The sequence below is a fragment of the Bradyrhizobium sp. 6(2017) genome (assembly GCF_011058295.2).
Classification (GTDB): Bacteria; Pseudomonadota; Alphaproteobacteria; order Rhizobiales; family Xanthobacteraceae; genus Bradyrhizobium; species Bradyrhizobium septentrionale.
The window spans coordinates 4,126,166-4,145,036 of the sequence record NZ_CP049289.2; the positions used below are offsets into that span (position 1 = coordinate 4,126,166).

Annotated in this window: 15 protein-coding genes; 9 read left to right on the top strand and 6 right to left on the bottom strand. The window is 64.6% G+C overall.

Going from position 1 to position 18,871, the window contains the following annotated elements; all coding sequences use genetic code 11:
- Positions 1 to 2 precede the first annotated feature (2 nt).
- Together G6P99_RS19080 and G6P99_RS19085 are read right to left on the bottom strand one after the other, a co-directional pair.
- The gene (locus G6P99_RS19080) at positions 3 to 1,547 is read right to left on the bottom strand and encodes an indolepyruvate oxidoreductase subunit beta family protein (protein ID WP_165123159.1); all 1,545 of its coding nucleotides are present in this window, start codon (positions 1,545 to 1,547) and stop codon (positions 3 to 5) included.
- The gene (locus tag G6P99_RS19085; RefSeq protein ID WP_165123161.1) at positions 1,544 to 3,706 is read right to left on the bottom strand and encodes an indolepyruvate ferredoxin oxidoreductase subunit alpha; all 2,163 of its coding nucleotides are present in this window, start codon (positions 3,704 to 3,706) and stop codon (positions 1,544 to 1,546) included. Before G6P99_RS19085 ends, G6P99_RS19080 begins: the two co-directional genes overlap by 4 nt.
- Before the next feature lie 270 nt (positions 3,707 to 3,976).
- On the opposite strand from G6P99_RS19085, the gene G6P99_RS19090 reads away from it, so the two are divergent.
- From G6P99_RS19090 to G6P99_RS19110, 5 genes are all read left to right on the top strand, one after another.
- Entirely contained in the window at positions 3,977 to 5,152 is a 1,176-nt protein-coding gene (locus G6P99_RS19090) for an acyl-CoA dehydrogenase family protein (protein ID WP_029078471.1), read from the top strand.
- 67 nt (positions 5,153 to 5,219) lie between these two features.
- Positions 5,220 to 6,347 (top strand): cupin domain-containing protein, encoded by a 1,128-nt coding sequence (locus G6P99_RS19095; protein ID WP_029078472.1) that lies wholly within the window; start codon positions 5,220 to 5,222, stop codon positions 6,345 to 6,347.
- 10 nt (positions 6,348 to 6,357) lie between these two features.
- Complete coding sequence (locus tag G6P99_RS19100; protein WP_156928380.1) at positions 6,358 to 6,507, top strand: hypothetical protein; 150 nt, start codon at positions 6,358 to 6,360, stop codon at positions 6,505 to 6,507.
- Between the two features lie 131 nt (positions 6,508 to 6,638).
- Positions 6,639 to 7,436, top strand: coding sequence for an enoyl-CoA hydratase/isomerase family protein (locus G6P99_RS19105; RefSeq protein WP_165123163.1), 798 nt, complete (start codon positions 6,639 to 6,641; stop codon positions 7,434 to 7,436).
- Positions 7,437 to 7,480: 44 nt separating this feature from the next.
- Entirely contained in the window at positions 7,481 to 9,319 is a 1,839-nt protein-coding gene (locus G6P99_RS19110) for a non-ribosomal peptide synthetase (protein WP_165123165.1), read from the top strand.
- A gap of 76 nt (positions 9,320 to 9,395) precedes the next feature.
- Here the strand turns inward: G6P99_RS19110 and G6P99_RS19115 are convergent, their stop codons facing one another.
- From G6P99_RS19115 to G6P99_RS19130, 4 genes are read right to left on the bottom strand one after another with little or no spacing between them, the layout of a single operon-like run.
- Complete coding sequence (locus G6P99_RS19115) at positions 9,396 to 10,109, bottom strand: ABC transporter ATP-binding protein (protein WP_029078474.1); 714 nt, start codon at positions 10,107 to 10,109, stop codon at positions 9,396 to 9,398.
- A complete protein-coding gene (locus G6P99_RS19120) occupies positions 10,106 to 11,875 on the bottom strand; it encodes an ABC transporter permease subunit (RefSeq protein ID WP_051346018.1) in 1,770 nt (589 codons plus the stop codon). Before G6P99_RS19120 ends, G6P99_RS19115 begins: the two co-directional genes overlap by 4 nt.
- Positions 11,872 to 12,915 carry a branched-chain amino acid ABC transporter permease gene (locus tag G6P99_RS19125; RefSeq protein WP_029078475.1) on the bottom strand — a complete coding sequence of 348 codons (1,044 nt, stop codon included), beginning with the start codon at positions 12,913 to 12,915 and terminating at the stop codon, positions 11,872 to 11,874. Before G6P99_RS19125 ends, G6P99_RS19120 begins: the two co-directional genes overlap by 4 nt.
- Positions 12,916 to 12,947: 32 nt before the next feature.
- Positions 12,948 to 14,096, bottom strand: a complete 1,149-nt coding sequence (locus G6P99_RS19130; protein WP_029078476.1) for an ABC transporter substrate-binding protein — start codon at positions 14,094 to 14,096, stop codon at positions 12,948 to 12,950.
- 82 nt (positions 14,097 to 14,178) lie between these two features.
- Between G6P99_RS19130 and G6P99_RS19135 the strand changes: the two genes are divergently transcribed.
- The 4 genes from G6P99_RS19135 (at position 14,179) to G6P99_RS19150 (ending at position 18,841) form a co-directional block, all read left to right on the top strand.
- A complete protein-coding gene (locus tag G6P99_RS19135) occupies positions 14,179 to 15,003 on the top strand; it encodes an alpha/beta fold hydrolase (RefSeq protein WP_035976195.1) in 825 nt (274 codons plus the stop codon).
- Positions 15,004 to 15,477: 474 nt separating this feature from the next.
- Positions 15,478 to 16,278: an aspartate/glutamate racemase family protein gene (locus G6P99_RS19140; protein ID WP_035976197.1), complete on the top strand. Its 801-nt coding sequence runs from the start codon at positions 15,478 to 15,480 to the stop codon at positions 16,276 to 16,278.
- A 146-nt stretch (positions 16,279 to 16,424) separates the two neighbouring features.
- Positions 16,425 to 17,603 carry a thiolase family protein gene (locus G6P99_RS19145; protein ID WP_029078478.1) on the top strand — a complete coding sequence of 393 codons (1,179 nt, stop codon included), beginning with the start codon at positions 16,425 to 16,427 and terminating at the stop codon, positions 17,601 to 17,603.
- Positions 17,600 to 18,841, top strand: coding sequence for an SDR family NAD(P)-dependent oxidoreductase (locus G6P99_RS19150; protein WP_029078479.1), 1,242 nt, complete (start codon positions 17,600 to 17,602; stop codon positions 18,839 to 18,841). Before G6P99_RS19145 ends, G6P99_RS19150 begins: the two co-directional genes overlap by 4 nt.
- The last annotated feature ends 30 nt before the right edge of the window (positions 18,842 to 18,871 follow it).

An 18,871-nucleotide genomic window follows, 5' to 3' on the forward strand; every position in this document is an offset into this window, starting at 1 on the left:
CCTCAGGCGTCCTCGAACAGCGTCTCGACGGTACGCAACGCGCCGTCGAGCTCGGTGCCATCGGCATCCTTCAGCGCGACCTTGATCAGCCGCTGTACCCATTCGGCGGCGTCGGGCCGGCCAGCCAGCCGCTCGGACGCAAGCATGACCTTGTCGAATTTCGACTCACCGCGCGAATGTGTGTCCGAATAGCCGCCGACGAGACGGCGCGCCTCGCACACGGCGGTCGCGAGCGCGACATCGTGTGCTGCGAATTTCTGGACGCGCTGCGCCCAGCCGTCGAGATGGCGCGTCTCGCGGGAATGCCGCAGATTGCCGCGGCGGAAGCGACGCAGGCCGGCAAGGCAGTACAGCAGCAGAAAGGACGCCGGCGCGGTTGTGCGCAGCTTGCGTCCACGGTCGATCAATCCGGCAAGTCGTTCGCTCCGCTCAACCTTCGCGCCGAGCCGCGGCGGCAACAGCCCTGCCATCTCCTCGGTCCGCGGATGGAAGAACTCGGTGATCGCGAGAACCTGGTCGTCAGCGGCGCGCACCTCGCGGCGCAACCGCTTGAACCTTCCTGCGCGGGTCTTCAGATCGGCGACGCGGATGACGTCGTCATAGGCCATCGCAACCGCGAGATACTTTGCGAAAGCCTGCAGCAGGCCGCTGGCACCGCGCGGCAGGGCTTCCAGCCGATCGAGATACTCGCCGCCATAGGCCACATCCTGATAGTCGACCACGCGTTGCAGGCCGGCCGCGACAATGCCGTGCGATTCGGGCGGCAACTGCCGGGCACGTGCGACCAGCGCGTCGTAGCCGGCATGGCCGATCGGCTCGAGCTTCGGAAATCGTTTGGCGAGCGGCGGCTTTGCCGCGGGCTTCGTCTTTGGATCCTGTTTGAGCTCGGCGGCTGCGCGTTCACGGCCGGCGGCAAACGCGCGCAGGCTGGAATCGACGCCGACGCCTGCGGCCCGGATCGTGGCTTCAAAATCCTCGGTCGTGAAGGGCAGGGCGGAGGAGCCCGCCAGGGCGCCGAACAGCACCGCGGAGACCGCGCTACCGGTGGTATCTGCAATCTCGGCCATGTCGAACGCAATGAAGCGATTGGCGGCGACATTGGCTGCGTCGTAGACCTGCGACGCGTCGGCCGTGCCATCGCCGGGCGCGGTTTTCTCGATAACCGCGAGCGAGCGGTGCGAGGAGCCGATCAGAAGCGTGCGGTCGGGCGAGACCAGTCCGCGCAGGATCGCGCGGCCGGCTTCCATCAATTCGGCGCCGATCACGATGTCGACCTTGCCGGGCGCCGGCATCAGCGACAGCACGGGATGGCGGTCTGGCTTGCTCGCGTCGGGCGCGATCATCTCGATATAGTAGATCGTGGCACCGGTGCGCTGAGCGACGCCGGGCACCGAGGTCGATTGCGCATACCAGCCGCGCCGCTCGGCGAGCGCAACGATCCAGTCGACCAGGACGCCGCCGCCCTGGCCGCCCATCGCGAGCACCGCGACGCTGATCGGGCGTGCCTGGCTGAGGCCGGCTGCGAGGGGGGCGACCGAGACGTTCATGCCGCCTCCTGCTCGAACGTCACCCGCCGTGCCGCCCGCCAGCGCTGCAAGGTGCCGATCAGCCGCCGCCAGAGCCGATCGAACCGCACTTCGGACGCGGTCGGATTGGAGACGATGTCGGCGCGATAGAACGAGGGACACAACACGGCAGCGTCCGCGACTTCGCCGCAATGGCCGCAGCCGACGCAGGAGTTGTCGACGGCGGCGACCGGATTATCCTTCAGCGGGTCGTCGGTCGGCTTCACCGACAGCGACGGACAGCCGGACAGACGGATACAGGCGTGGTCACCGGAACAGACGTCTTCGTCGACGCCGAAGCGCTCGCGCACGATGCGCTCGCCGCGTTTGGCGGCTGCGGCCGCCAGCGGCTTCACGCGCCGCTGCTTGTTCAGCATGCATTCGGACGAGGCGACGATGATCTTCGGCCCTTTCTCCTCCGTGGTCAGAGCCTCGCGCAGCGTATCGCGCATCCGCGTCACGTCGTAGGTGCGGTCGATCTGGCGTACCCATTTGGCGCCGACACCCTTCACCGCCTCGACGATCGGATGCTTGGTCGAGCGCGAACGGTTGTCGGCGCGCGAGGACGGGATGTCCTGGCCGCCGGTTGCGGCGGAGTAGTAGTTGTCGACCACGACGATCACGCCATCATGCTGGTTGAAGACGGCGTTGCCGATCCCGCTGCTCAGCCCGTTATGCCAGAAGCCGCCGTCGCCCATCATCGAGATCGAGCGCTTCCCCGCGGGAACATTGAAGGCCGAGGCCGACGCCGGTCCGAGCCCGTAGCCCATCGTGGTGGCCCCGATGTTGAACGGCGGCAAAATCGAAAACAGGTGGCAGCCGATATCGGCGGCGACATGATGCGGGCCGAGCTCCTTTTCCACCAGCTTCATCGCGGAAAAAATCGGCCGCTCCGGGCAGCCGGTGCAGAAGCCCGGCGGCCGCGGCGGGACCACATCTGCCAGCGCGCGGATCTTGTCGTCGACCTCGACCCGATCGATGTTCGGTGCGCGTGCGGCATCCGGCAGCACGTCCGGGCGCCAGCGGCGGATGAAGGCGCCGATCGCCTGGCCCATCACCTGCGCGGTGTATTCGCCGGCCATCGGCAGCAAGTCCTTGCCATGCAGTTTGGCTGGAATATCCGCATTGCGGAGGATCTTGTGCAGCGCCTGCTCGATGAATTCGGGCTGGCCTTCCTCGACCATCAGCACGGCCTTCTTGCCGCGACAGAAGTCGATCACCTCGCGGTCGACGATCGGGTAGGTCACGTTCATCACATAGAGCGGCACCCGCGTTTCGCCCCAGACATCCGCCAGCCCGGCCTCGCGCAGCGCCGTGATCACGCCGTTATACATACCGCCTTGCATGATGATGCCGATGTCATCGATATCGCCGTTGAACGTCTCGTTCATGCCGCGGGCCTGGATGAATTCGACCGCTGCAGGCCAGCGCTTCTCGATCTTCTCCTTCTCGTGCAGGTAGGAGGCCGGCGGCAGCGCGATGCGGTTGGTATCGCGCGACGGCTGCTCGAGCGCGCGGGACAGCGGAAAGGTTGGGCGGACATTGTCGCGGGTGGCGAAGCGGCCATGGACGTGGCAGGCGCGAATCCGCACCTCCAGCATCACGGGCGTGTTCGACGCCTCGGACAGATCGAAGGAATCCCGCACGGCCTTGACGATCGAGGCCACGTCGGGCCGCGGATCGACCAGCCAGAGCTGCGATTTCATCGCAAAGGCGTGTGAACGCTCCTGCATGATGGAGGAGCCTTCGCCGTAATCCTCGCCGATGATGATGAGCGCGCCGCCGGTCACGCCGCCCGAGCTGAGATTGGCGAGAGCGTCGGACGCGACATTGATACCGACCGGCGCCTTGAAGGTGACCGCACCGCGCAAGGGGTACATCACCGAGGCGGCAAGCGTCGCCGCCGCGGTAGCTTCGCTGGCGCTGGATTCGAAATGCACGCCGAGGTCGGACAGGATATCCTGTGCGTCCGACAGCACGTCCATCAGATGCGAGATCGGCGCACCCTGGTAGCCCGCGACATAGCTGACGCCGCATTCGAGCAGGGCCTTGGTGATGGCGAGGATGCCTTCGCCGCGGAACTCCTGGCCGGCGCCGAGCTTGAGGTCCTCGACCTCGCGCGCGAAAGAGCGTTCTGCCATGCTCGTCTCCTCGGGCCTTCCGCGGTATCCCGCACGACCGAATATAGTTTAGGCATCAAACAAAAATCATGTCAATCGGACTGGGGGATTTCGTTGCGCGAGCTCGTGTCGCGTCTAGTTTATACGCATTTGTAAGCCTGTTCCGGCGGCTCAGTGCCCGGATCTGCGGCTCCACAGTTCAGTCGGCTTGCTTGACAGGATATTTTAGTAGTGAAACATTATTGGGGCGCGTTGCGGTCTGGCGGCGCGCGGCCTTTGCGGGAGATTCACATGACCCCGGGTTCGATCTTGCGCGGGCCGTCGCGCGAACATCTCACGTGGCCGTTCTTCGATGCTGGCCACAGCGAATACGCCGCCGCGCTCGACGCGTTTGCCGCCGACCTCGGCGATACCCATGGCGGCAATGTCGATGAAACCTGCCGCTCGCTGGTTCGCAGGCTCGGCGCTGCGGGCCTGCTTGAGGCATCGGTCGCCGGTGACCGGATCGATGCGGTGATCGATTCCCGGCTGATCTGCATCGCCCGCGAGACCCTCGCCTGGCACAGCGGGCTCGCCGATTTTGCCTTTGCGATGCAGGGACTTGGAACCGGCGCTGTTGCGATCGCGGGTGCACCCGAATTGCGCGCGCTGGTGCTGCCGAAGGCGCGGCGTGGCGAATGGGTCGCCGCCTTCGCCCTGTCGGAGAAGGAAGCCGGTTCCGATGTCGCCGCCATGACCTGCAGCGCCCGGCGCGAGGGCGACCACTACATCCTGGATGGCGAGAAGACCTGGATCTCCAACGGCGGCATCGCGGATGTCTATACGCTGTTCGCGCGGACCGGAGAGGCGCCGGGCGCGCGGGGCATTTCCGCCTTCGTGGTGCTTCCCGACGATCCCGGCTTTTCGATCGCCGATCGCATCGATGTGATGGCGCCGCACCCGCTGGCGACGCTGCGCTTCGAAGGATGCCGGATTCCGGCGGCGCGGCTGCTCGGCTCCCCAGGCGAAGGCTTCAAGATCGCAATGCGCACGCTGGATATTTTTCGTGCGTCGGTCGCGGCCGCTGCGTTGGGCTTTGCCCGCCGCGCGCTCGACGAAGCGACGGCGCATGCCAGGAGCCGCCGGATGTTCGGCGGCGTGCTGGGAGACCAGCAATTGACCCAGGCCGCGCTTGGCGACATGGCGGCCGGCGTCGATGCCAGCGCGCTCCTGACCTATCGCGCGGCATGGCGCCGCGACGTGCAGAAGGCGTCGACGACGCGCGAGGCGGCGATGGCGAAGATGGTCGCGACCGAAACCGCGCAAACGGTGATCGACCGTGCCGTGCAGATGTTCGGCGGCCGCGGCGTGCGTTCCGGCGAGATCGTCGAGCAGCTCTATCGTGAAATCCGCGCGCTGCGAATCTATGAGGGCGCAACCGAGGTCCAGAAACTGATCATCGGACGCGACGTCCTGAAGGGGGGCTGACCGGGGATCGCGCCGACGGGCAATTGACAACGCGGGGCCGGACAAGGCGCCGGTGCAGGAGGGCGAGATGGCAACGAAACCGCGTGAGAACCATCGGGAAGACGTGGCCGGACGGGCCAATGTCGAGGATACGCCCGAGTTGCTCGCCTATTACGACGAACTGGAAAGGCTGGAAGCCGGCGCGCTGTGGACGGTCGCCAACAAGATCGAGCCCTGGCAGCCCAAATCGTCGTCGGTTCCAGTGTTGTGGCGCTACGAGGATCTGCGTGCCCATGTGTTGCGCTCGGTCGAATTGGTGTCGCCCGCGAAGGCCGGTCGCCGCGTCATCTATCTGAACAATCCTGGCCGCCGCGAGCATGCTGCCGCGGTCGGCTGGCTCTATTCGGGTCTGCAGGTCATGCACCCGGGCGAGGTCGCTTCCGCCCACGCCCATTCGGCGTCGGCGCTTCGCTTCATCATGGAGGGCGAGGGCGCCTACACCATCGTCGACGGCCACAAGATGACGCTCGGCGCCAATGATTTCGTGCTGACACCGAATGGCACCTGGCACGAGCACGGCGTCGCGAGCGACGGCTCGCCCTGCATCTGGCAGGACGGCCTCGACATTCCCCTGGTCAACGCACTCGAGGCGAATTTCTACGTGGTTCACCCCGACTTGCAGCAGAGCGTCGGCTATCCCGTCGACGACATGACGCACACCTGGGGCAATCCCGGCTTGCGTCCGGCGGGCGCCGAATGGTCGAAAGGTTATTCGCCGCTCCTGAAATATGAGTGGGGCGCGACCTACGAGGCGCTGCAACGCTATGCGGGGGCCACCGGAGGCTCGCCCTACGACGGCGTTCTCATGAACTACGTGAATCCGGTCACCGGCGGTCCGGTGATGCAGACGATCGGCGCCTCGATGCAGATGCTGCGGCCCGGCGAGAACACGCGCGCGCATCGCCACACCGGCAGCTTCATTTATCAGGTCGCCAAGGGAAGCGGTTACTCGATCATCGACGGCAAGCGCTTCGACTGGAAGGAGCGGGACATCTTCTGCGTGCCGTCCTGGGCCTGGCATGAGCACGTCAACGCCTCCGCCAGCGAGGACGCCTGCCTGTTCACCTTCAACGACCTGCCGGTCATGCACGCGCTTGGGCTCTATCGCGAGGAAGCCTTCGGCGACAATGGCGGTCACCAGCCCCTCGTTTCCTAGGAGAGCGAACGTGCGTCTCGTGACTTACCGCAGCACGGTCGAGGCCGCAGCGCGTCTTGGCGCTGTTATCGACGATCTGGTCGTTGACGTTGCGGAGGCCGGCCAGCATGCCGGGGTTCGACTGCCATCCTCGATGCTGGATTTCATCGCGTACTCATAATCGTCGGCGATGTCCGCTTCGCTCCGATACCGACCGCCTTTGTGCAACTGCAGCAAATGTCGCCGATTGACATCAAGGTAGGCGTTGGATCATCGTTCATAAGAGCTATTGGCTGTAGAGGACGTGTCCCTATGCCCGCCGCGCAGCACGAACTGGTGCTCTACAGCCGGGACGAGCACGTAGTCACGATCACGCTCAATCGGCCCGAGAAGCGCAACGCATTCAACGCGGAGCTTGTCAAAGAACTAAGGGCTGCACTGCTTCGGTTTGAGGCCGATGATGATGCATTCGTCGCCGTTCTGACCGGCTCAGGGCCCTGTTTTTCGAGCGGGGCCGACGTCGGCGAACGACAGGTCCGATCCGTTGCGGAGTTCGATCGACTTGGCGGTCCACAGGAGCCGGATGCTCACACCGCCGATCTTCTCGCGCGACTGCCGAAGTCGAAGCCGATCGTTGCAGCCGTGCACGGGGTCGTGATGGGGCTGGGCATAGGTGTCGCTTTCGAGTGCGACTTGGTCGTTGCCGATAGCGAGACACGTTTTCAGATCACCGAAACACCGCGCGGGCTCGGCGGTGCTCGCTTCTGGGCTTTGCTCCATTTCTGCGGCGGAGGCAGCTTCGCGACGGAAGTGGCGCTCACCGGGCGGTTTTTTTCGGCTGCGGAAGCGGCCGCGGCGGGGATCGTCGGTTCTTTTGCTCCGCCCGGTTCGGTCGTCGAGACAGCTACCGCTCTCGCCCGCCAGATCGCAGCCAATCCGCCTCTAAGCGTGCAAGCAACCGTACGAGCACGCCGCTGGTTCATGGATCAAGCCGAGCGAGCGGCGATGGCGATTACCGATCCGATGAAGCTTTATCTGACAGAAGACTTTCGCGAAGCGCTCGCAGCGCACCTCGAGAAACGTAAGCCGCGGCCTTTTCGGGGACGATGAGTTGCTCCAATCGCGTGCACGCAAGTTCGAGGCGGGCTACCGAGATGAATTGGTCCAAATCACTTTGGGGTGGCGCTGCCAACCTCGGTCGATCGGATAACGAGACGATCCAGCAGCGAATACGGCGCCATGTCGAGCGTCGTGGCGGTACTCCCGCAGTCTGGTTCGCCCCCGATCAATTCTGCAGCTATAGCCAGATGAACGAGAACGCTACTGTCATTTCCCTAGCGTTGAAATCTGCGTCAGGCGCATCAAGTCCTCGGGTGTGCTTTCCAATGCCTCGCGGCTCGTCTGCGCTCTATGGGTTTCTAGGCGCAATCGAGTGCGGTACCTGCTGTCCACTGGACGGAAAGCTCAGGCAAAACGAGTTTGACGAGGCTTACTCGGTCCTGTTGCCGGATGTCGTGCTGAGCAGCGAACCTCAATCGATAGGCGTGAAAGTAGCCGCTGCTGCAGGCATAGCCATCGTCATCTACGAGGTTTCCTCGGATCACCGGAACTGCCGCATCATCGACGTGAGGCCCGCCAAAAACGTGCGGCGTGCTGATCGTCTCATGACCTTGACGTCGGGAGAAGCGCCGGCTGTTCTGATGCGCACATCCGGGACGACAGCGCAGCCCAAGCTCGTCGGGCTTACGCATGCCAATGTTCTGGCTGCGACAGACACGATGCGGGTGGCGTTCGAACTCACCGAAAGCGAGGTTTGCATTACGCCGATGCCATTGCATCACGTGCATGGGTTGATAGCGGCAGCCCTTTCAGCGCTCTCTGCCGGCTCATCGATTCATTGCTGCGAAACGTTCTCGCCTCGATCGTTCGATCAGGCATTACGGGACTACGCGCCGACCTGGCTTACGGCAGCGCCCGCGCTGCACATCGCTATGAGCGACTACTATGCGGGACAAAATTTTACGCCGAGTATTCATACGCTGCGATGCTTTCGCTCATCGTCCGCGCCGCTTCCGCCTGCATCGATAGCGCGTTTGGAAGAGCTGTACGCCGCGCCGCTGCTGGAAACGTATGGGCTCACCGAGACCGCCTCAACCTTGTGTTCGAATCGACTGCCTCCACGGAAGCGCAAGCCCGGCTCTGTTGGACAAGCAATTAGCGCGGACTTGAAAATCGTCGATCCGGAGGGGCGTGAGTTATCGGCAGGCCAGGACGGCGAGGTGATCTTGAAAGGTCCCGGTGTGATCAGCGAGTACGTCGGAACTCAGCCAGCGGACGCGTTTATCGACGGCTACTTGCGCACCGGCGACATCGGACGCGTCGACGGAGACGGTTATTTGTACATCGTTGGTCGATTGAAAGAGGTCATCAAGAGGGGCGGGCACTCAGTCTTTCCGCTGGAGATAGACAACGCATTGCTGGATCATCCGGCCGTCGCCGAGGCGGTGACGTTTTCGATCCCTCACCCGACCCTCGGCGAGGACGTTCTCGCCGCCATAGTGCCGAAAGCAGGTTCCGTTGTACTTCCGTCAAGCATCCGTGAAAGTGCTGCCGAGGTCTTGAGCGGCTATAAAGTTCCGACGCGAATTCTCGTAGTGGAAGCAATACCCCGCAATGCCATCGGGAAGGTGATGCGGCGCGATGTTCCGTCCCTATTGGCGAAACAGCTGGCGCCCGCTCGGATAGCGGCGACCCAACCCACCGAGCAGATACTACTGGCGATTTGGCTGGAGATCATCCAACGCGATGACATCGGCATCACAGACAACGTTTTCGAGTTCGGCGCAGATCCGCTCCGAGCCGAGCTGGCTGCGGCCAGGATTGATCAACGCTTCGGCGTCCGCTTTTCGTTGAAACAAATTTTCGCACAACCGACGGTGAAGGAGCAGGCGGTGCTCCTCGATAACAAGGGTACGCATCATGCCGCGTCCTAGTGTGCTGGGATGTTGCGAGGCCCCACTTCTAGTTTGCATGGGGTTGTTTTCGCGCTTTTAGTCCCGCTCCTGGTCTCTAATGCCCGCCGAGATAGGCCGCGATCAGCTTCGGGTCGTGGATCAGGGTATCCGCCGGCCCCGATTGGATGATCTCGCCGGTTTCCAGTACATAGCCGTAATCCGCGGTCTCGAGCGCAGCCCGTGCGTTCTGCTCGACCAGCAGCACCGAGACGCCGAGGCTGCGCAGCGAGGCGATGGTGCGGAAGATTTCGCGGACGATGAGCGGCGCGAGCCCAAGGCTCGGTTCATCGAGCACGAGCAGCTTCGGCTTCGCCATCAGCGCACGGCCCAGCGCCAGCATCTGCCGCTCGCCGCCGGATAAGGTGCCGGCGGCCTGCTTGCGTCGCTCCTTCAGCCGTGGAAAGCGGTCGAACACGTCGTCGAGGCACGTCCGTGTCGCCGAGCGATCGCGCAGGCTGTAGGTGCCGAGCAACAGATTGTCGGCGACCGACATGTCGGCGAACAGCTCGCGCTTCTCGGGCACCAGGCAAAGGCCGCGTTCGACCCGGCCCTCGACGTCGATTTTTGCGAGATCAGTCCCCTGGAAGATCATCCGGCCCGTGCATCGCAACAGGCCGATCGCAGCCATCAGCAGGGTCGTCTTGCCGGCGCCGTTCGGACCGATCACGGTCACGATCTGTCCCTGTTCGACGGACAGCGAGACGTTCCGCACCGCCTCGACCTTGCCGTAGGCGACCGACACATTCTCGATCGAGAGCAGCTGTGTCACGCGACGCCTCCGAGATAAGCCTCCTGGACCCGGGCGTCGCTGCGGATCGCCGCCGGGCCACCCTCGCAGAGCTTTGAGCCGAAATCGAGCACGACGATGCGGTCGACCAGCGACATCACGAATTCCATGTCGTGCTCGACCAGCAGGATCGTCAAATGGTCCGCGCGCAGTGACCGCAACAGCTCGGCGAGCTTCAGCTTCTCCTGGCGGCGAAGGCCCGCCGCAGGCTCGTCCAGCACGAGCAGCGTCGGATCGGCGGCGAGCGCGCGGGCGATTTCGAGCACGCGCTGATTGCCGAGCGGCAGGTTGCCGGCGAGTTCGAATGGCTTGTCGCCGAGCCCGACCCGCTCGAGCTGGCGCAGGGCCTCGTAGCGCGCGCTGGCTTCCTCCGCCTGGTTCAGGCGCAGGGCGCCGGCCAAGAGACCGGTCGTGGTGCGCGCATAGGTGCCGAGCAGCACATTATCGAGCAGCGTCATGCGCGGACGCAATTTGACGTGCTGGAAGGTGCGGGAGATCCCGGAACGGGCGATCCGGAATTGCTGGTCATGGGTGATCGATCGGTCGACGAATTTGATCTCGCCGCTGTTGGTGCGAAGCGCGCCGGTGAGCAGGTTGAACATCGTGGTCTTGCCGGCGCCGTTCGGCCCGATCAGGCCGAGGATCTCGCCGGACCGCACCTCGAAGCTGACATTGTTGACGGCAACCAGGCCGCCAAAGCGCCGCTGCGCGCCGCTGACCTTGAGCAGGAGCGTGCCCGGCGCCGGCTGCTCGCGACGCGGCAGCGGAGCGGCCGGCTCTGGACGGGACAATTTCAGATCCGGCAAAAAGCCGGCGAGGAGCGGCACGATGCCTTGCCGCGCCCGCTGCAGAAACACGATGAACAGCGCCGAGAACGCGACGATCTCGAGCTGGCCCGAGGCGCCCTTGGCGATCAGAGGAAGGTAGTCCTGCACGGAATTCTTCAGCAGCGTCACGATCGCAGCACCGACCACGCCCCCCAGCACGCTGCCGGCGCCGCCGACCATCGCCATCATCAGATATTCGATGCCCATGCTGGCATCGAACGGCCCGGGACTGACGAAACGGCCAAGATGGGCGTAGAGCCATCCGGACAGCGCGCCGAACAACGCGGCGATGACGAAGGTCACAAGCTTGATCTGGAATGCGCTGATGCCGAGGCTTTCGACCAGCGTATTGCCGCCGCGCAACGCTCGCATGGCGCGGCCGATACGCGAGTCCAGCAGGTTGTAGCAGACGAGCAGCACCGCCCCGACGATGGCCCAGATCAGGAAATAGATCTGCCGGCTCTCGACCAGAGCGAACGGGCCGATCGAGATCGGCGGCAGGCCCGAGATGCCGTTATGCTCGCCGAGCCCGTCGATGTTGCTGAACAGGAACGCGATCGCCAGTCCCCAGGCGACCGTGCTCAGCGACAGGAAATGTCCTTGCAGGCGCAGCGTCACGAGACCGAGAATCGCCGCGATGCTGCAGGTCAGGACCACGGCCAGCACCAGCCCGAGCCAGGGCGAGTGGCCGTTCACCGCGGTGACCCACGCGGTCGAATAGGCCGCGATGCCGACGAAGGCGGCCTGGCCGAACGACACGATGCCGCCGACCCCGGTCAGCAACGCCAGCCCGATCGCCGCAAGCGCGTAGACGCCGATATAATTCAGCAATGTGATGCTGAACGGATTGAGCACGAACGGCGCCGCGACGAGGCAGGCAATCACCGCGGCAATGATCAGGCGGATCTGCGTCGCGGTCATTCCTCGACTTCCTCTTCGGAATGCTGCGAAGCGAGCGAACGCCAGAGCAGGACCGGGATCAGCAGCGAGAACACGATGACGTCCTTCAGGGTGCTGCTCTGGAACGAGGCGAAGCTCTCGAGAATGCCGACGCCGAAGGCGCCGAGCGCGGCGCCCGGGTAACTGGTCATGCCGCCGATGATGGCGCCGACGAAGGCCTTGAGGCCGAGCAGGAAGCCGGAATCGTAGAAGATCGTGTTGACCGGCGCGATCAGGATGCCGGATACGCCCGCCATCAGCGATCCCAAGAGATAGGCGATGGTCCCGGCGCGTGCCGGTCTGATTCCCATCAGCCGTGCCCCGGTCCGGTTGAAGGCCGTCGCGCGCAGCGCCTTGCCGAGCAGGGTGAAATCGAAGAACAGCAGCAGAAGGCCGCTGAACAGCAGCGCGGCCACCAGGATCAGCACCGTCTGTCCCGACACCTGGACGCCGGCGATCTCCATCCCGAGCGAGGTCAGCGGCTCGGTCCTGACGCCTTCGGGGCCGAAGAACAACAAGCCGAGGCCAACCAGCGCGAAGTGAAGCGCAACCGAGACCGTGAGCAGCAGCAGCACCGAAGCGTCCGCGATCGGGCGGAACACGATCCGGTCGAGCAGCGGCGCGACCGGCATGATCAGGAGCAGCGCCAGCACGATCCTGACCGGCGCCGGCGGATTGAACCGCATCGTCAACCAGACGATCCCGACCACGATCAGGGGAAGCACGAGATAGCCAAGGACGGCTTTCGGCACCGAGCGCAATTCGCCGGCGCGCGAAAGCGCCGCCACCTCCATGAGACTGGCCATGCATGCCAGCACGACAACCAGCCCGACCGTCCCGGGAAGCTGGTGGGCATCGAGCGCCGCCAGCGTCAGCGCGGTGAAGGCCGCGATGTCGCCGAATGGAATGAAGATCACTCGCGTGACGGTGAAGATCAGCACGGTCCCGATCGCCACCAGGGCGTAGACCGCCCCGGTCGCTATGCCATCGATCGCGAGGATCGCTGCGATATCTGCCGTCATGCTGTTGGCCGTTCTTCTCTGCTATTCCGCCCTCACGGCGCGTAGGTCCAGACGCCATTGATCAGGCGGACGATCACCAGCGAGCGCTCGTCGACGCCGTGATAGGCCCCGGGCTTGAAGTTGTAGACCGCGTGCACGCCGGCGAGTTCCTTGGTGTCGAGGATCTCGTCGCGCAGCGCCTTGCGGAATTCGACGGTGCCGGGCTTCGCCGTTTTCAGCGCGCGCGCCGCGGCCGATGTGAAGATCATCCAGCCGTCGAAGGAATAGGCCGAGAACACGTCCGTGGTCGGGGCGTTGTTGGCCTTCTGGTAGGCCGCGCGGAATTCAAGCGCCAGCTTCTTGGCGAAATGGCTGTCCGGAAGCTGATCGGCGACGATGACCGGACCGGTGGACACCTGGATCCCTTCGGCAGATTTGCCGCCGACGCGTACGAAGTCGGGATTGATCAGCGCGACAGTGCCGTAGGTCTTGCCCTTGAAGCCGCGTTCGCCAAGCGCCAGCAGCGGGAGCGAGCCTTGCGTGCCGGATCCGCCGATCAGCACGGCATCGGGGCGCGCCGCCAGAACCTTGAGGATCTGACCGGTGACCGAGGTGTCGACGCGCGCATAGCGCTCGTTGGTCAGGATCTTGATGCCGTCTTCGGTTTCGGCCGCCTTGGCGCCGTTGTAGACGAGATCACCCCAGGCGTCGGAGAAGCCGATATAGCCGATGTTCTTGACCGCATCGCGCTTCATGCGATCGGCGACGACCTTGACCAGCAGCGAGGCGGGCTGCGGAACGGAAATACCCCATTGATCGGCCGGATTGGGCTGTCCGGAGACCGGAGAGACGGCGATCATCGGCACCTTCAATTCGGTCGCGACGGCCATCATCGCGATGGTCGAGGGCGCGGTGGCGGTCCCGATCAGCAGATCGACCTTCTCTTCCTCGATCAGCTTGCGCGCGGCGCGCGTCGCGGCGGAGGGATCGGAGCCATCATCGAGCTGGATCAGCCTGATCTTCTCGCCGTTGACCTCACCCTTGTACTCCAGCGCTGCCTGGATGCCGCGCCCATAGGGGATGCCGATCGAGGAACCGGGCCCACTGAGCGATGTCACGAACCCGACCGTGATGTCGGCCTGCGCGGTCGAAGCCGTGACAAGGCCTGCCAGGACTGCAGTCAGACTCAAAATCTTGCGCATTGCATTCCCCCTTGGCTGAAAACAGTCGCTAGCTGAGCGAGATGTCAGTATGGATCGAGAGAGGATCGACAGGAGCCGTGACATGACCGCAAGCACGACCGGCCCGGGCATCGAGCGCCGCTTCATCGCGACGCGCCTTGGCCGCATCCACGTTGCCATGGCGGGAGCCGGGTTCCCCGTTCTGTTGCTGCACCAGACGCCGCGCTCGTGGGATGAGTATCGTGACGTGCTGCCGCTTCTCGGTCGCGATTTCCGCGCGATTGCCATGGACACACTTGGCTTCGGCGATTCCGACCGGCCATCGGGCGAACCTTCGATCGAGTTGTGGGCCGAGGGCGCGCTTGCGCTGCTCGACGCGCTGGAACAGCCGCGCAGCGCGATCGTCGGTCATCACACCGGTGCGGCGATTGCGGTCGAGATCGCCGCTTCGTCGCCTGCGCGCGTGAGCGCGCTGGTGCTCTCGGCCTGTCCCTTTGTCGATGCGGCGCGGCGTGCCAAGCACCATGGCATGCAGGTCATCGACGATGTCGAGACGCGGAGTGACGGCGCCCATCTTGCTGAGCTGTGGGCACGCCGGCAGCCGTTCTATCCGGCCGATGATACCGATCTGTTGCGGCGCTTCATGGTCGATGCGCTGCGGGCCGGCGATATGGCGGCCGAAGGCCACCGGGTGGTAAATCGCTATCGGATGGAGGATCGTCTGGGACACATCCGGTGCCCCACGCTGGTGATCGCACCGACCGACGATCCGCACGCTCATCCGGCGGCTCCGAGGGTCGCTGGAGCTATCGGCGGCAGCGTCCTGCGCGAGCTCTCAGGAGGCATGGTGCCGCTTCCCGATCAGATGCCGGAGGCCTTTGCGGACCTGGTGCGCGATTTCGTCGCTGCCGAGCTCGCCAGGCTCTGAGACGCCGCGCTGGTTCGCCGCGAATGCGAACCCGCCCGTCGTACCTGCTGTTCCGAGCCTGATGATCTCAGCCACGATTGAGGAACCCTTGGCAACGCAACGATCGGCGGAAGCTGTCCGTCAATTATTTAAAGCCTAAAGTATTTTCTGACGGAACGTCAATACATCAACTCCCGGGTTCGTAGAAAAGTTTGCAGTGGTGTGTACGGCCAAAAAAGCGGAATTCGCTTATGCAAATAGGACGGGCGCCCACTGCCTGTCGTTTCGGCAAACAGCTCGCAGTCGCGCGCCGCGCGTGCGGACGCGCCGTTGAATTGACGGCAAAATTATTATGTGCTTGAAATATTTCGGTCGATGGGACGGCGTCTCGCCGCGACGCGCTCTCATAACGACAGGCTTGCGCGGGTCGTCAGTCCTTCCGGACGGCGGAGGTTCAACGCCCGGTGCGGTCCGCCCGTGAACAGGATATCCGCTGTGCGCGTCTTCTGGCAGAGCTTCGTCGACCAGACCACAAGCGCGCCATACATGGCGCGGCTTGCCGACTACCTGAACGAGATCGCTGCGCCCGGCACCAGCGTCCATGTCGAGGGCATCACGCCCGCCGATCGCGACTTCGGGCGCCTGAGCGAATTCCGCTGTGCGATCCAGGCCGTCGACAACGGGCTTGCGGCGCAAGAGCGCGGCTTCGATGCCTATGTCATGGGTCATTTCCAGGATCCGGGATTGTACGAGTTGCGCTCGGCACTGACGATTCCGGTGGTCGGTGTCGGCGAGGCGACGCTGCTTGCGGCCTCGCAGCTTGGACGTCGGCTCGGCCTCGTCACGCTCGATGCTGCCTTTGAGGTTTGGCACTACGAGCAGGCCGATCGCTACGGGCTCGGCGGTCGCGTGGTGCATGTCACGAACATGGGATGCCGGCCCGAGGATTTCAGCGCAGCGTTCGCTGGCGATGCCCAAGCGAAAGCGCTTATGCTGCGCGATTTTGCGGCCTGCGCGCAGCCTCTGGTGGATCGCGGCGCCGATGTCGTGATCCCGGCCGGCGTGTTGCCCGGTCTTCTGATTGCAAGCGAGCGCGGCTTCAAGGTCGGCCATGCGCCGGTGGTCAATTGCGCCGCGGTCGCGCTGAAGAGCGCCGAAATGTGGGTGCAGCTGCAGCGCCTTAACGGCACCGAGCCGAGCCGCGGGCCGAGCTTCGCGCTGGCCAATGAGCGCGCCCGCCAGGATTTTCGCGCGCTCGTTGCGCGCATGCAGAGCACCGAACCCAAGCTACGTTGAGGACACGCATGCGGCAGCCCGACAAGATCTTGTATGAAGCCGAAGTCACCGCAACCGGCGGGCACGAACGCTGTCCTTGTTCGAATGCGACATGCGTCAAACTGACCGTGCTCTGAGCGGCCTCACCACAGGAACTAGGCAATCAGATGCAGAGTTCGATCCGCACACCTTATGACCGGGTCGTGATGGCGGTTCCCGTAACGATCCCTTACGTGCGCTACTCGATCGAGAGCGCGCAATGGTGGATCGGGCGGGCGCTGAAATCGCTGGTCGATGGCGCCGGGATCACGCCGCGCGATATCGACGGGTTCTGCGTTTCGAGCTTCACGGCCGGGCTCGACAGTGGAATCGGTCTCACCCAGCATTTTGGCCTGTGCGTGCGCTGGCTCGACACCATACCGCTGGGCGGCGCGAGCGCGATTGCCGCGCTGCGACGCGCCGCGCGGGCGGTGCAGGCGGGTGATGCCCGCATCGTGGCTTGCGTGGCCGGCGACACCAACCACGTCGATTCGTTCCGCACCACGCTGGAAAGTTTTTCGCGCTTCAACCAGGACGCGGTCTATCCCTATGGCGCCGGCGGCGCCAATGCGAGCTTTGCGCTGATCGCGCGCAACTATATGCGCACGTTCGGCGCGCGGCGCGAGGATTTCGGCAAGATCGCGGTTGCCCAGCGCACAAATGCGCTGCGCAATCCCAACGCCCTGATGAAGACGCCGCTGACCGTCGAGCAATACATGGCGGCGCGGCCGATCGCCGATCCGATCCATTTGTTCGATTGCGTGATGCCATGCGCCGGCGCGGAGGCCTTCCTGGTGATGACCGAGGACGTCGCAGCGTCGCTGAATCTGCGGGGCGCCAAAATCCTCGCCACGATCGAGCGCCACAACGCATTCGGCGATGATCCTGTCCAGGTGCGTGGCGGCTGGGCGATGGACATCGATGAGCTCTACGCGATGGCCGGCGTCAAGCCGGACAATCTCGACTTCGTCGAGACCTACGACGATTACCCTGTGATCTCGATGATGCAGTTCGAGGACCTCGGCTTCTGCCGCAAGGGCGAGGGGCCGGATTTCGTGCGCCAGCATGACCTGACGATCGACGGCTCCTTCCCGCACAACACCTCGGGCGGCCAATTGTCAGTTGGGCAGGCGGGTGCCGGCGGCGCCTATCTCGGGGTGGTCGAGGCACTGCGCCAGGTGCTGGGGCTCGCCGGTCCGACCCAGGTCAAGGATGCGCGCATCGGCTTGGCGTCGGGCTTCGGAATGATCAATTATGATCGCGGCCTCGCCTCGGGCGCGGCGATTCTCGCAGGACCAGGCGCATGATCGAGCCGCTTGCAAAGCCGCGCCGGAAGAATCCGTTGGCTCGGACACGGCTGCCGACGTCGCCGCCGCAGCCGCGCAGCCGCACCTCGCACGGGTTGACGCGCGCCGCCGCCGAAGGACGGTTCATGCTGCAGCGTTGCGGCGCCTGCGCGACCTTCTGCTATCCGGCGCGCGATGCGTGCCCCGCTTGCCTTTCCGCCGATCTCGCTTTCACGGATGCGCCGCGGCGCGGCACGCTGCTGTGCGAGACCACGCTGCACATCGCGGCCGACGTGTATTTCCGCGAGCGCGCGCCATGGCGGGTCGGCCTGGTCGCGATGGATTGCGGGCCGCGGCTGGTGACCCATTTGCATGCCGATTGCGCGGAGGGTCAGCCGGTCGTGATGTCGTTCCAACTGGACAAGAGCGGGCAGGCCGTGGCTTTCGCGCACCCCGAACGTGAGACCCCCAACATGACGGACGACAGGCAGTGGCGTGAGATGACCGCCGATCCGAAATTCCGGCGCGTTCTGGTCACCAATGGACGGAGTATCGTCGGCCAAGAGGTGGTGGCTGCACTGAAGGCGGCGGGCGCGTCGATCGTGTTCGTCGGTGTCGCCGAACCGTGGAAGCCGTTCCACGGCGAAGCGGCGTTGCGCGCGCTTGAGGGCGTCGAAATCGTGCCGCTCGACGTCGGCGATGAGAAGTCGGTCGCGGATCTCGCGGCCGATATCGGCGGCAAGGTCGACATCCTCGTCAACACTGCCGAGCATGTGCGCGCCGGCGGGCTGCTCGATCGCCCGGGTACCAGCATCGTGCGCGACGAGATCGACCAGACCTATCTCGGCTTCGTCCATCTGGCGCAGGCGTTCGGACCGGCAATGCGGATGCGTGGCGCCGACGGCGTCAACAGCGCCGCCGCCTGGGTCAATATCCTGTCGGTCTATGCGCTGGCGAACTGGCCGGTGTTCGGTGCCTACTCGGCCTCACAGGCCGCCGCGCTTTCGTTGTCGCATTGCCTGCGCGCCGAGTTCAGGCCCGGCGGCATCAAGGTCGTGAACGTCTTCACCGGCCCGCTCGATATCGAGTGGTTCCAGACCGTGCCGCCGCCGAAGGTCGCGCCCCGCGCGGTCGCCAGCGCCATCGTGTCGGCGCTCAAGCGCGGGTTGGAAGATGTGTTCGTTGGCGATATCGCCGAGGAGATCCGCCAACGCCTTGCGGCCAATCCCAAGGCGGTCGAGCGTGAGCTAGGGGCATGAGCGAGCGGATCAAAAGAAAAACGGGAGAGG

Excerpts from the sequence above, each read along its gene's own strand:
- G6P99_RS19080 (WP_165123159.1), bottom strand. The coding sequence starts at position 1,547 with ATGAACGTCTCGGTCGCCCCCCTCGCAGCCGGCCTCAGCCAGGCACGC.
- G6P99_RS19085 (WP_165123161.1), bottom strand. The coding sequence starts at position 3,706 with ATGGCAGAACGCTCTTTCGCGCGCGAGGTCGAGGACCTCAAGCTCGGC.
- G6P99_RS19090 (WP_029078471.1), top strand. The coding sequence starts at position 3,977 with ATGACCCCGGGTTCGATCTTGCGCGGGCCGTCGCGCGAACATCTCACG.
- G6P99_RS19095 (WP_029078472.1), top strand. The coding sequence starts at position 5,220 with ATGGCAACGAAACCGCGTGAGAACCATCGGGAAGACGTGGCCGGACGG.
- G6P99_RS19105 (WP_165123163.1), top strand. The coding sequence starts at position 6,639 with ATGCCCGCCGCGCAGCACGAACTGGTGCTCTACAGCCGGGACGAGCAC.
- G6P99_RS19110 (WP_165123165.1), top strand. The coding sequence starts at position 7,481 with ATGAATTGGTCCAAATCACTTTGGGGTGGCGCTGCCAACCTCGGTCGA.
- G6P99_RS19120 (WP_051346018.1), bottom strand. The coding sequence starts at position 11,875 with ATGACCGCGACGCAGATCCGCCTGATCATTGCCGCGGTGATTGCCTGC.
- G6P99_RS19125 (WP_029078475.1), bottom strand. The coding sequence starts at position 12,915 with ATGACGGCAGATATCGCAGCGATCCTCGCGATCGATGGCATAGCGACC.
- G6P99_RS19130 (WP_029078476.1), bottom strand. The coding sequence starts at position 14,096 with ATGCGCAAGATTTTGAGTCTGACTGCAGTCCTGGCAGGCCTTGTCACG.
- G6P99_RS19135 (WP_035976195.1), top strand. The coding sequence starts at position 14,179 with ATGACCGCAAGCACGACCGGCCCGGGCATCGAGCGCCGCTTCATCGCG.
- G6P99_RS19145 (WP_029078478.1), top strand. The coding sequence starts at position 16,425 with ATGCAGAGTTCGATCCGCACACCTTATGACCGGGTCGTGATGGCGGTT.
- G6P99_RS19150 (WP_029078479.1), top strand. The coding sequence starts at position 17,600 with ATGATCGAGCCGCTTGCAAAGCCGCGCCGGAAGAATCCGTTGGCTCGG.